This window comes from Stutzerimonas stutzeri, assembly GCF_013522825.1.
GTDB lineage: Bacteria > Pseudomonadota > Gammaproteobacteria > Pseudomonadales > Pseudomonadaceae > Stutzerimonas > Stutzerimonas stutzeri_AK.
The window spans coordinates 22,413-35,402 of record NZ_JAAMQZ010000023.1 but is presented as its reverse complement, the minus strand read 5'-3'; the positions used below and the strand labels follow the sequence as shown (position 1 = coordinate 35,402).

At 62.8% G+C, this 12,990-nt stretch carries 7 protein-coding genes; 6 read left to right on the top strand and 1 reads right to left on the bottom strand.

Going from position 1 to position 12,990, the window contains the following annotated elements:
* Positions 1-154 precede the first annotated feature (154 nt).
* Positions 155-1,051: a LysR substrate-binding domain-containing protein gene (locus tag G7020_RS14935; RefSeq protein ID WP_181085802.1), complete on the bottom strand. Its 897-nt coding sequence runs from the start codon at positions 1,049-1,051 to the stop codon at positions 155-157.
* A gap of 219 nt (positions 1,052-1,270) precedes the next feature.
* Between G7020_RS14935 and G7020_RS14930 the strand changes: the two genes are divergently transcribed.
* From G7020_RS14930 to G7020_RS14905, 6 genes are all read left to right on the top strand, one after another.
* Positions 1,271-2,056 (top strand): response regulator transcription factor, encoded by a 786-nt coding sequence (locus tag G7020_RS14930; RefSeq protein WP_181085800.1) that lies wholly within the window; start codon positions 1,271-1,273, stop codon positions 2,054-2,056.
* Between the two features lie 3 nt (positions 2,057-2,059).
* Positions 2,060-4,495, top strand: a complete 2,436-nt coding sequence (locus G7020_RS14925) for a hybrid sensor histidine kinase/response regulator (protein ID WP_181085799.1) — start codon at positions 2,060-2,062, stop codon at positions 4,493-4,495.
* Complete coding sequence (locus G7020_RS14920; protein ID WP_181085797.1) at positions 4,489-6,843, top strand: TonB-dependent receptor; 2,355 nt, start codon at positions 4,489-4,491, stop codon at positions 6,841-6,843. Before G7020_RS14925 ends, G7020_RS14920 begins: the two co-directional genes overlap by 7 nt.
* Before the next feature lie 694 nt (positions 6,844-7,537).
* Positions 7,538-9,319: a TolC family outer membrane protein gene (locus G7020_RS14915; RefSeq protein WP_181085795.1), complete on the top strand. Its 1,782-nt coding sequence runs from the start codon at positions 7,538-7,540 to the stop codon at positions 9,317-9,319.
* Between the two features lie 69 nt (positions 9,320-9,388).
* Positions 9,389-11,524, top strand: coding sequence for a type I secretion system permease/ATPase (locus G7020_RS14910; RefSeq protein ID WP_181085793.1), 2,136 nt, complete (start codon positions 9,389-9,391; stop codon positions 11,522-11,524).
* Positions 11,521-12,960 carry an HlyD family type I secretion periplasmic adaptor subunit gene (locus G7020_RS14905; protein ID WP_219852713.1) on the top strand — a complete coding sequence of 480 codons (1,440 nt, stop codon included), beginning with the start codon at positions 11,521-11,523 and terminating at the stop codon, positions 12,958-12,960. Before G7020_RS14910 ends, G7020_RS14905 begins: the two co-directional genes overlap by 4 nt.
* Positions 12,961-12,990 lie beyond the last annotated feature (30 nt).

Here is a 12,990-nt window from a genome sequence, read left to right as displayed (position 1 = left end):
TTGTTGATGGCCCTACTGTCGTGAATAGAAAAAACCGCTTCCCCTGCAAGGGAAGCGGTTTTTTTTATGGCTGGGCCTGTAGCGGTGCTTTGGCCTGCTGTTCAGTTTGCCGCGTGCTGGCAGTGAAATGACGCACGCCGCCGATGCGTGGCGGCTAGAGAGAGCTGATCCCTTGCCATGGCTCGTCGGTGATGGTGCTGCGGATATGCTGGATAAAGCTGCGTGTGGTCCGGGTTATGGCCCGCGATGACGGAGTCAATGCATAGAGCGTGGCAGGCTGGAGTGCTTCTTCTGCGCAGGCGATTCGTAGCGCGCCCGTCGCAAGTTCTTCGAGGCATGTATTCAATGGCAGGCAGGCCAGGCCGATTCCGGCCTTGGCCGCTTCACGCAGCGTCTGCAGGCTTTGCGCGCTGAACGCGGGAGCCTGCAATATGCGCTGTGTGTCGGACAGTCGCCACGGACGCAACGCCTGGGGTGGGCCCAGGGCGAGCAGGGCGCTGTCTTCCAGTTTGTCGAGGGTGCGCGGGTTGTCGAGGCGGTCGAGTAGTGCCGGGCAGCCGACGATCACGTTTTGCAGGCTGGCCAGGGGCCGGGCGACGATTTCGCTGCTGTCCGCAGGCGCTTCATCCAGGCTCAGGGACAGGTCCAGGCTGTGTGAGCTCAGCTCGATAAGCGCATCCTTTGCCGTCAGGGCAAAGCGCACATTGGGATGGCAGGCCTGAAAGCCAGTAAGCAGGCCGAGCAGCCAATTACCGAGTATGCCTGGGGCTGCCATTTGAATGAGCCCGCTTGGCGTACCGTTGCTTTCCTGGGCTTCGGCTTCGGCAGCTTCTGCGGCCGCCAGCATGTCGAGTGCGTGACGGTAGATTTGATTGCCGATCGTGGTCACGCTGAATGCGCGGGTACTCCGGTAGAGCAGCTGAACACCCAGGCGTGTTTCCAGTTGCTTGACGTGGCGGCTCAGACTCGATTTTGCGACCCCTGTACGCTCGGCAGCAGCCGAGAAGCTGCCGGCTTCGATGACCTGGATGAGCCAGTAAAGCTCGCTCAAGGTGTCAGCCTGGATCGCTGCTTTCGTTTGTCGCCTGTGCAACACTGTGTTGTCCGGGGAGGAGCGGCTCATCATGTCTTCCCTGTTTCGATTGCGCTATCTTGTTGCCCCCTTGCCAGCGAAGCTTTTGCCCGGGCGGATATCGTGTTTGCTTGAAGGGATTAGCATGAATAAAAGAACAGCCACTAACCATTGGGTGGGCATAGGAGCTTCAGATTGATGCGAGATCGCATTCCGCCCGTTGATCATGCCCCGCATATTCTGGTTATCGACGACACCACCGAAGATATCCGTTTATTGCTGGCGCTGTTGCGTGTGCAGCCCTGGCGATTGTCGATCGCCAGTGAAGCCAGGCAGGGCTACCAGCGCGCCCTGGCACTGCGTCCCGACCTGATCCTGCTGGATGTGAGAATGCCGGACATGGACGGTTTCACCCTGGCGCGACTGCTGCGCGAGGCTCCGGTTACCCGGCAGGTACCGATCATTTTTCTGACCTCCGCCGGGGCGGTGGATGAACGTCTGGAGGGGTTGTCGCTGGGCGGTGTTGATTACGTGCTGAAGTCCTGCGCACCCGAAGAAGTGCTGGCGCGTATCCGCATCCACCTGCAACTGGCGTGGCGCGAGACGCCGGCGCCCGCTGGCGCGGTCAACGAGGTGCCGGATGCCGAGCAGATGATCCTGCGCGCCGCCATGCGCTTGATCGGCCAGCACCTGGACGAGCTGCCATCCCTGGCCGAGATAGCGCGCAAGGTAGGTACCTATGACAAGCGCCTGTCGAGCATTTTTCGTGAGCGCTTGGGCATGACGGTCTTCGCCTATGTTCGCGAAGCCCGCCTGCGACGTGGACAGGAACTGCTGGCCGACAGCGAAATGGAGATTCAGGATATTTCCGTGTTGGTGGGCTTTCGCAGCGCCTGCAACTTCACCACCGCCTTCCGTGAGCGCCTGGGCATGACCCCGAGCCAGTTCCGTCAGCAGGCACGGGAGCAGTCCGACAGGCTGTAGGGGATGGCATTGAAGCGGGTCTGGCCTGGTGTCATCTGGCGTATCGCCGTAACCATTCTCGCTTTGCTGGGCGCCGCCACGGCACTGGCCGCGAATGACTGTAGGGTACCCGAGCAGGATCTCGCGCCTCGCCTGCAGATCCTCGAAGACCCTGGCAGAAGCCTGGCCGCGGACCAGGTACTGGCCATGCCGGAGCGGCATTTTCAGGCGGCGACACGCGAGAATCTGCTCAGGGAATACAGCAGTTCGGCGTTCTGGCTGCGTTTCGAACTGCACAACAAGGATGAACGGGCCTGTCTGCGCTGGCTGACGGTCGGTGAGCCGCGCCTGGAAGATGTCCGGGTGTATGTCCTGCAGGGTGATGGCTGGCTTGTGCAGCGGGCTGGTAGCGCTCATGCCCTGAAGGATTGGGCGATAGCCGAGCGTCACCCGATTTTCCCGCTGGAGCTCCCCGCGCACGAAAGCACCACGGTTCTGGTCCGGGTAGTGAGCAGTACTCTGCTGCTTCTGCAACCGATGCTCTGGGATGAGCTGGTCTTGTTGCAGGAGCGCCAGTGGGCCTCCATGATCGACGGCATCGCCCTGGGCATCGTGCTTTTGGTCGTGCCCTTCAGTCTGATCGTCGGCAGGATTGTGCGTTCGCGGCTGTTGGTGGTGCATGCCGGTGCAGTGCTCAGCTATATCCTCTACACCTGTGCCGTGAATGGCTATCTGATCTTTTTGCCGCAGTTGCTGCCCTGGGCTCAGTTGCTGCAGCTGCTGCTCGGCGGCGTATCGTTGTTGTGCGTTCTCGGCTATCTGCGCGTGTTGCTCAAGGTTCGCCAACTGCCCGATATCTGGGGCCGGCTGTTCACGCTGTTCATGCTCAGTTATGTAGCCGGGCAGTTGTGGGGGCTGGTGGAGCCGGAGCAGGGCAGGCCCTTTGCCGAGTTGTCCATGCGCATAGCCCTTTACCTGCTCCTGCCGGCTACCCTGTTGGCGGGTTGGCGGCGCGGGCTCACCTACAACTGGATGGTCTGGCTGGTGCCTGGGCTGTACCTGCTGCAGTTTCTGGTGCGTTATGTGCTGCCTCTGGGGCATGTGCTGCCCTGGCAATCGCGGCAGAACTTCCTCAGCCTGTCATCGACCTTGCCTGGCGTGCTGTTGCTGGTCTGCACCCTGGTCATCGAGGTCAGCCGCAGCCGCCGTCGCGAAAAGCATGCCCTGACCGCTCTGGATCAACAGCGCAAGGCCGAACAGGAGCGCCTGGAAAGCATGGTGGCGTTGCGCACCGGCCAGTTGCGCGAGTCGCTGCAGGCTCGCAGTGCCTTGATGGCCCGGATCAGCCATGACCTGCGCTCGCCTCTGGTGAGCATCATCGACTATGCGGGACGTTCGCAAGGTGCTTCCGGCGACAGTGGCTTCGGCCAGAAGATCGAGCGCAATGCGCGGCATCAACTGGAGCTGATCGACGAGCTGCTGGAGTTCTCGCGCAGCGAGATGCAGCCGCTGGAGCTGATCATTGCGCCCGGTTACCTGTATGGCTTCCTGCGCGAGATAGAAGGAGAGGCCGGCTTTCTCGCCGACAGGCAGAACAACCGCTTCGAGAGTGAGATTGCCGAGGACCTGCCCTTGCTGGTGCGAGCCGATTTCCGCCGGCTTCGCCAGGTTCTGATCAATCTGCTGTCCAACGCCGCCAAGTTCACCCACGACGGCACCTTGAGCCTGAAAGTGAGCTGCATGAGCCGCGATGAGCAACAGGTGCGCCTGCAGTTTTGCATCAGCGACACCGGTATCGGCATCGATCCGAGCGAGCGCGAGCGTCTGTTGCGGCCCTTCCAGCGCGGGAACGACGTCGAGCGCTACGATGGTAGCGGGCTGGGGCTGTCCATCGTCAGCCAATTGCTTGGTCATATGGCGAGCGAACTCGAACTGGAACGCCTCGAACCATGCGGCAGCCGCTTCAGCTTTCAACTCCAGCTCCAGCTCGCAGCAGAGGAGGACATGGACACGACCTTCATCGAAACCCATGCCGTGCAGGTCGAGGGCGCCGGGCGGCGCGTGCTGCTGGTCGATGACATGGAGCAGAACCGCGAATGGCTCGATGATCTGCTGTCGGGTTACGGCTTCGAGGTAGAGACCGCGGAGGATGGCCTGTACGCCCTGGCCTGTCTGCGGAGCCAGCCGGTGGATCTGCTGATCACCGATCAGATGATGCCGGAAATGGACGGTTGGGAACTGCTGCAGAACGTGCGCGAACACTGGCCGAAGATGCCCGTTCTGCTGCTTTCCGCCGCCCCCGCGTTACGCCCGCGGGACACGGCGGCGGAGCTGGATTTCGATGCCGCATTGCTCAAGCCGGCTGCCAGTGGCGAGCTGCTGGCCTGTGTCGATGCGCTTATCCAGAGAGCACGGAGCAATCAATCCAATTCTCTGGCGGATGATCCCTTGCAATGCTGAAATTCGTCCACGCTTTGCCACCTACAGGCTGGCTGCTGCTTGGCTGGCTGCTGTGCTCCCAGGCACTGGCCGAGCAGCCGACGAGTGTCGATGGCGAGAAGGGCGTGGTGCTGGAGGCGATGACCGTCACCGCGCGTCACCGCGAGGAGGTCTCGCAGCAGGTGCCCATCGCGCTCAGCGTGTTGGATGGTGACGCACTGGAAGAGGCCGGTTTGCATCGTCTGCAGGACATCCAGCAAAGGGTGCCTGGCCTGGTGGTGTCCGGGCATGGCGCTCGCTACGCGGGCTTCGGGCTGCGTGGTTTCGGGGCGACAGCCTATAACGACGGGCTGGACGGCAGCGTTGGGGTTTTTGTCGATGGCGTCTACCTGGGGCGCCAGGGCATGGCGTTCGCGGAGCTGCTCGATGTAGAACGTGTGGAAGTGCTACGCGGCCCCCAAGGTACGCTGTTCGGCAAGAACACCAGTGCCGGGGTAGTGAATATCGTGACACGCCCGCCGACGCCGTTTTTCGAGGCGGCGGGCGAGATGACGCTGGGCGAGCGCGGTACGCGCGAGTATCGCGGCAATATTTCAGGGCCGCTGCTGGAGGGCGAGCTGGCGGGCCGCCTGAGCGCTTTTCACAGTGGCCGCGATGGACAGGTGGACAACCTGCATGATGGCTCTTCACTCAACGATCTGGATAGCCAAGGCCTGCGCGGTCAACTGTTGTGGACGCCCAATGATCGCTTCAGCGTACGCCTGAGCGGCGAGAACGCCTGGCAGGAAAATCACGGCCCCGTGCTGATGAGCAACCACTACAGCACCCAGACCCGGCAGCGTGCCGACTTCGTCGGCTATCGCCTTTCACCGTCCGCCCCTTACCGGCGGGAGGTGCGCCAGAATTCACCGACCCGCTCACGCACGGAACAGAACGCAACCGCCCTCGAACTCAACTGGGATATGCGCGACGACCTGCGCCTGACCAGTATCACCGCCTACCGCGACTGGGACTTCACCGACCAGCGCGAGGCTGACGGCACCGCCCTGGCCGTGGCGCGGTCAGGCAGCCGTCTCGAGCACAGCCAGTTCAGCCAGGAGTTCCGGCTGTCCGGGGCGGCCAGTGAGCAGCTGGATTATGTGCTGGGCCTTTATTATCTGCGCCAGCGCCTGGAGCGCGATATCGGCGTGCGTTTCGGCGACGAGGCCGCTGCCTGGTTCCTGGGTGACAGGCCCGAGCTTGCATTGTTGGGTATCACCGATCCTGCGCAAATCCCCAGCGAGCTGCTGGCAGGCACGTCCCAGGCATTCGACGGCGAGCAGAAGGGCGACAGCCGCGCCCTGTTCGGTCAGCTCGCATGGAGTCCCTTCGAGCAACTGGAGGTGACGGCGGGGCTGCGTTACACCCGTGAGCGCAAGGATGGCTGGATTTCCCGCGAGGTTACGGGTGAGCGCCCGCTTGGTCCCGACATGGTGTCCCAGATCGGTGGGCCGCTGCTGCGCCAGGTGGCGCTGGGCGGCAGCTACTACCGGCGTGACTCCATCGGGGAGAGCAATCACTCCGGTCTGCTGGGCGCCAGCTACCATTTCACCGACCAGATGCTGGGCTATGTCAGCTGGTCGCGTGGTCACAAGGCCGGCGGTATCAACTTCGACGTGACTGGCACGCATGTGGGGCCAACCTACGGCGCGGAACGTGCCACCTCGCTGGAAGCCGGTCTCAAGACCCGGCTGTGGGGCCAGCGCGCCACCCTGGACCTTGCCGTCTACCAGACCGATGTCGATGATTACCAGGCGCTGACCTACAGCCCTCCGGCCAATTCCCTGGCGCCGCCGTTGCGTGACAACCTGCTGAACGTGGGCAGGGTGCGGCTGCGCGGCGTCGAGCTGGATTCGCTGTGGCGCCTGCACGAGCAACTCGATCTGCGCCTGGGCGCGGCCTGGAGCGATGCGCGCTACAAGCGCTTCCCCAATGGGCCCTGTGCTCCAGGCAGTGACGCCTATGTCTGCGACCTCGGGGGCAAGCGGCTCTATAACGCGCCCGAGTGGAATGCCAGCGCCGGGCTCGATTATCGTCAACCGCTGACGACGAGGCATGAGGCTTTCGGGGTTCTGGACTACAGCTTTCGCAGCGGCTACTACGGCACGCTCGAAGGCGGAGAGGGCAGCTGGCAGCCGGCCTTCGGACTGACTCATCTGCGTTTGGGGTTGCGTCGTATCGACCGCCGCTGGGAGGTCGAGGCCTGGGTGCACAACCTGTTCGACAGGGAGTCCATCACCGCCGTCTATGCGCTGCTCGGTGCTGGCGACTATGGCGTCCTGCCGGGCGATCCGCGCACGTTCGGCATGACGCTGAGGGCGCGTTACTAGCGTCCGTTCCATTGCGTCGTGGTCGCACCGGAGCGACATGCGCAGGCCGGCTGTTTGTTGATGCTGCTGCCCGTTGCATGTCTGGAACGATGAAGCGTGCCCCTATTCCGACGTGCATGGGCCGTCGTTGTGCGACGAAAGGTTCAGACTTTAGGCCCATAGGCCTGTTTTAGAAGCGCTTGCGTTTCCGCCCAGGCAAAAGCAGGGATTAATCCCGTGGCCTTTTGGCATCTTTGTTTGCCGTGATTCCTTCCAATCTTGCTTTTGTTCAAGCGCAAGACCGTTCCCTGTGTGAAACGCTGTTTTCCTTTTGCCGGGCTTCTTGCTGCTGCCCTCACTCCCTACATTGCCCACGGCCCGTACAGGGTGGACGGGCACAGGACACCATGACCACAGGGAAGCAGCAATGATTCAAGACGGGATACAGCCGGCGTGTTCGAGGGAAGCGGCGGCTGGTCTTGGGGAGCGCACGGGCTTTCGTCGCCAGCCAGATAGCGCAAGCAGCACCTGTATCCCATTGCGCGTACCGAGATTGCCTGGTGCTGTCCGCTTCAGTGCGCGTGGTTTTCCTGCCTGCTGCTGGCATCGCAGACGGCCTGGCCATGCCGACGGCAGCCGCTCCAGCCCCAGCCCCAAAGATAACTCCAAGCCCTGCCGGGCACAGCATTGAGCATCAGATTGCTTAGAGGACCTTATGCACGTTGAATTTCCGTTCCGCAAACTCGCGCTTGCCATGTTTTTCGGCCTTGCGCCCGTCGTCGTCAGCGCCTCGGAGCCCAGGGACGACCTGCTGGGTGTCGTCAAGGAAACGCTCGCGTTCAATCCCGAGCTGCAAACGCGACTGGAGGCGTTTCATGCGACCACGGAAGATCGCCGTGAGGTCTTCGGCGGCTACCTGCCTTCCATTGACATAAGTGCCTCTGCCGGCCAGGCGAACCGCCAGTTCGATGGCCGCAGCGACTATTCGCGCAACTACGCCGAAATATCCCTGACGCAGATGCTGTTCGACGGTTTCCGTGTGCGTAACAGCCTGGCCAGGGCTGATCACACCAGCCGGGTGCGCTATTACGAGCTGCTGGACGAGGCCGAAACCAAGGCGCTGGAAGCGAGCGAAGCCTACCTGAGCGTGCTTCGTCATCGCGAGCTGGTCGCACTGGCGCAGCGCAACCTGGCCAACCACCAGCGTGTGCAGGATCAGATCGGGCAGCGGGCGCAGCGTGGCGTCAGCAACCGTGCGGATCTGGAACAGATCAATGGGCGCCTGTCGCTGGCGCGCTCCAACCTGATGACCGAAATTGCCAACCTGCAAAGCGTTACCGCGCGTTTCCAGCGCCTGGTTGGCCGTACACCGGCTAGCACCCTGGAACCCGTCGATGCGGCGGGTGTTCCGGCTGAGCTGCGGGATGTATTGAAAGAGGGCTATCTCAACAATCCCGCGCTGTATGCCGCGTTTGAAAATATCCAGACGGCGGAAGCCGCCCTGGCGCAAACCAAGGCCAATCGCTATCCGACTCTGGAGCTTGGCCTGCGCCACGGGCTGTACAAGAACAACAACAGCTTCGACAACCGCACCGACCCCGATCCTTACGGCAACGAAAGCATCGTCGAGCTGCGCGCCCGCTATAACCTGTTCCGTGGCGGCAGCGATCGCGCGGCGGAGCGTGCCGCGTTCCGCCGTATCAACCAGGCCGAAAGCCTGCGTGACAAGGCCTGTGTCGATCTGCGCCAGACCGCGACCATCGCCTACGGCGATGTGATGAATCTGCAGGAAAAGCGTGTCTTCCTCGAAGCGCATCGTGACGGTTCGGCCAATGTCGTGGTGGCCTACCGGGAGCAGTTCGATATCGGGCGACGTTCGCTGCTCGATGTTCTCGACTCTGAAAACGAAGCCTTCCAGGCCGAACGTGCCTATGTCGATGGCAATTTCGACCTGCAAACGGCCCGCTTCCGTACGTTGCACAGCATGGGGCGTCTGTTGCAGACCCTGTCGCTCTCCAGCGAAGCGATCCCGACCCTGGACGACCTCTACGCATCCCCGGCTTCCCCGGCCTCCAGCCCGTTCTGCCAGATCTCGCCGGACGCCGGGCTGGACCTGAATCTGTATCTGCCCTCGGTCAAACTGGCAGAAACCATCGATCTCAGTGGCGATGCCCTGTTCGATACCGCCAGCGCTGAAATCAAGCCGGCCTCGATTGTCCGTCTGCAGCACCTGATCCAGCGCGTGGCCGGGCAGGGCGATCTGCTGGCGATCAGCATCGTTGGCCATACCGACAGCACGGGCTCCGCCGCGCTCAATCGCGAGCTGTCCCTGGCCCGCGCGGTTGCAGTGCGTGACTTGCTGGTTTCCAGGGGTGTTGACAGCGCCATTATCGCCGTCTCCGGGGTGGGTGCGGACCAGCCCATCGCCAGCAACGAGACGGCAGAGGGGCGTGCGGAAAACCGCCGGGTCGAACTGAAAATCAACCGCGCGCCGTAACCCCGAACCGACCGGCGCAACCGCCAGCGGTTGCGCCGCGCCCTCAGTTGCACCCGTACAGGACAACCCATGCAAGCCTTGCCAGACGACCCCTTGAGCGCCTGCCTGCTGTGGCTGGCGAACGCCAACGGCACAACGACCAGCCGTGACGCGATCACCGACGGCCTGCCGTTGGTGCAGGGGCGCCTGACACCTTCGGTTTTCCCCAGGGCCGCAGAGCGTGTTGGCATGAACGCCAGCCTGTCGCGGCAGCCGCTGGAAAGCATCAACGGTCTGCTGCTTCCCTGCATTCTCCTGCTCAAGGACGACAAGGCCTGCCTGCTGCAGGAGATGGATCTGGACAAGCAGAAGGTCCGGGTGATCTTTCCCGAGCTGGGCATGCAAGCCCAGGAGCTGGAACTTGAGGCGTTCAGGCCATGCTGTTCGGGTGTCGTCCTCTATTGCCGCCCCGGCTTTCGTCTGGAGGAAGGGCGCAAGAAGAGTGAAGCACGCCAGGATCCGGACGGGCACTGGTTCTGGAGCGTGATCCGCGCCAATCGTCCGGTGTATCGCGACATCCTCATCGCGGCCTTCGTCATCAACCTGTTCGCTCTGGCCATGCCGTTGTTCGTGATGAATGTCTACGACCGCGTCGTGCCCAACCATGCCACCGACACCCTGTGGGTGCTGGCCCTGGGCGCGGCCATTATCGTCTGTGCCGACCTGGCGCTGCGCATGTTGCGCAGCTGGTTCGTCGAGCTGGCGGCCAGTCGTGCCGATATCACGCTTTCGGCGCGCATCATGGAGCGCATCCTCGGGATGCGTCTGGAGCACAGCCCGTCCTCGGTCGGCTCTTTCGCCTCCAACGTGCAGTCTTTCGAGTCGGTGCGCTCGTTCATCGGCTCGATGACCGTCACGGCGCTGATCGACCTGCCGTTCTTCCTGCTGTTCGCGCTGATCATCATGCTGATCTCCTGGGTGATGGCGATCCCGGTGCTGCTCGGCGCGGCGCTGATCATTCTTTACGCACTGTCCGTTCAGGCCAGGATGCGACAGCTGTCCGAAGTCATAAGCCAGGCCAGTTCCCAGCGCAGTTCGGGGCTGATCGAAAGCCTGGCGGCGGCGCAGACCCTGAAGAGCTTCAACGCCACCAGCAGAATGCAGAGCCGCTGGGAGCAGGCGACCCGTTTTCTTTCCGGCTGCTCGGCGAAGTTGCGTCTGCTGGGGGCTTCGGTGGGCTCGGGAGCGTCCTGGATTCAGCAATTGGTCGCCGTGTCGATGATCATCGTCGGCGTCTATCTGGTCATCGACGGGCAGATGAGTCAGGGCGCGCTGATCGCCGCCTATATGCTCTCGTCCCGTGCCATGGCGCCGGTGGCGCAGACCGCCTCGCTGCTGACGCAGTACTACCAGGCGGCAACCGCGCTGGCCTCGCTGGAACAGATCATGGCCAACGAGCAGGAGCGCACGCCCGGCAGGCAACTGATCAGCCGGCCCCGCCTGCGTGGCGAGATTGAGCTGAGGGATGTTTCGTTCAGGTATCCCGACGAGCAGCGCGATGCTCTGTCCAACGTCTCTCTGCATATCCGCGCTGGCGAGCGGGTCGGGATTCTGGGACGTGTCGGCTCTGGCAAGAGCACCCTGGAAAAGCTCGTGCTCGGTCTCTATCGGCCCAGCGCCGGCACTCTTCTGGTGGACGGCGTGCATATCGAGCAGATCGATCCGGCGGAGCTGCGGCGCAACATCGGTTATATCCCGCAGGACGTGCAGCTGCTCAGCGGCACGGTCTACGAAAACATCACCCTGGGCGTGGAGAACCCCAGCAACGAAAAGCTGCTGGAAGCCATTCATATCTCCGGCCTCAAGTCTCTGATCGGTAGCCATGCCGACGGCCTTTCGATGCCGGTGGGCGAGGGTGGCAGCCGGCTCTCGGGCGGGCAGCGACAAACCATCGCCGTCGCCCGAGCGGTCATGGCCGACAGCAGCATCCTGCTGCTGGATGAACCCACCAGCGCCATGGACAGCGCTCTGGAGAACCATGTCGCCAAGGCGCTGGGGCAATACAGCCAGGGCAAGACACTGCTGCTGGTAACCCACCGCACCAGCCTGCTGGCATTGGTGGATCGGCTGATCGTCGTCGATGGCGGGCAGATCATCGCTGACGGCCCCAAGCATAGTGTGCTGAAAGCCCTGGAGAGCGGTTCCATGCAGAAGGTGGCGCCGTGATCAGCAAGGACGTGACACAAAAACAGACCGAGCAGCTGGCCTTCGAGCACCTGAGCCGGATGGATTCCGTCGGTGTACATGGGCGTCGCGGCATCGACCGGCTATTTCGCCCGTTCTTCTCGGCCTTGCGCAACGGCTCGCATGACTGGCAGCAGGATGCCGAGCAGGCGCTGGAAGGGCAGCGGGTGTTGCGCGCCCGCGGCCTGCTCTACGCAATTGCCCTGACCTTCGTGCTGTTGCTGCTGTGGTCGGCTTTCGCCAGCGTCGATGAAGTCTCCCGAGGAGAAGGCAAGATCATCCCTTCGCGGCAATTGCAGATCGTCCAGTCGGTGGACGGCGGGGTGGTCGAGGAAGTCTTCGTCGAGGAAGGTGACGCGGTGCGCAAGGATGACCTGCTGGTGCGCATAGACCCTACTCGCTTCGTCGCCAGTTACCAGGAAGGCAGCGTTCGGGCCTTTGCCCTCGGGGTCAAGGTCGAGCGTCTGCAGGCGCTGATCGACGATAAGCCGTACCAGCCGCTGACGCCGGAGGATATGAGTGCGACCCAGGCACAGGTCATCGCCCGGGAGCACAACTACTACCAGGAAAGCCTGAAGGAACTCGGCCAGCGGCTGTCCATCGCCCGTGAGCAGCGCACCCAGCGGCAACAGGAACTCAACGAGGTGAAGGCGCGCCTGCGCGCAGCGGAGCAGGCCTGGCAGATGTCCAGCCAGGAGCTGCGAGTGACCCGGCCCTTGCTCAACTCCGGCGCCGTATCGGAGATGGATATCCTGCGCCTTGAGCGCGACCAGGCCAGTGCCGATGGCGAACGGCGTCAGGCCGCCGCGCGGGCGCGGCAGATCGAGGCCAGTATCCAGGAGGCCGATGCGCGCCTGAGCGAAGTGGAGCTGACTGCCCGCAATCAGTGGCGGGCTGAACTGAGCGAGGCCTCCGCGCAGCTCAACAGCCTGGATAAAAACGTCGATGGGCTGGCCGATCGGGTGAAATTCTCGGAAATCCGCTCGCCCGTCAACGGCACCGTGCAGCGCGTACTGTTCAACACCATCGGTGGTGTGGTGCAGCCGGGACATGCGGTCATCGAAGTCGTGCCCAACGACGACCGGCTTCTGGTCGAGGCCAAGATATCGCCCAAGGACATCGCCTTCCTCCGTCCGGGGCTGCCCGCCACGATCAAGCTGCATGCCTACGACTTTTCCATCTACGGCGGCATCGAGGCGACGCTGCAGCACATCAGCGCCGACACCATTACCGATGAACGCGACAACACCTTCTATCTGGTACGTGCCGTCACTACCGACAGTGATTTCGCCCGGCGGTTGTCCGTCATTCCGGGCATGACCGCCCAGCTGGACATCATGACCGGCAAAAAAAGCATTCTGTCCTACCTGCTCAAACCCGTACTGCGCGCCAAGGCCAATGCCTTGAGCGAGCGTTGATCATTTACGTGCCTGACATCATTCAGCATA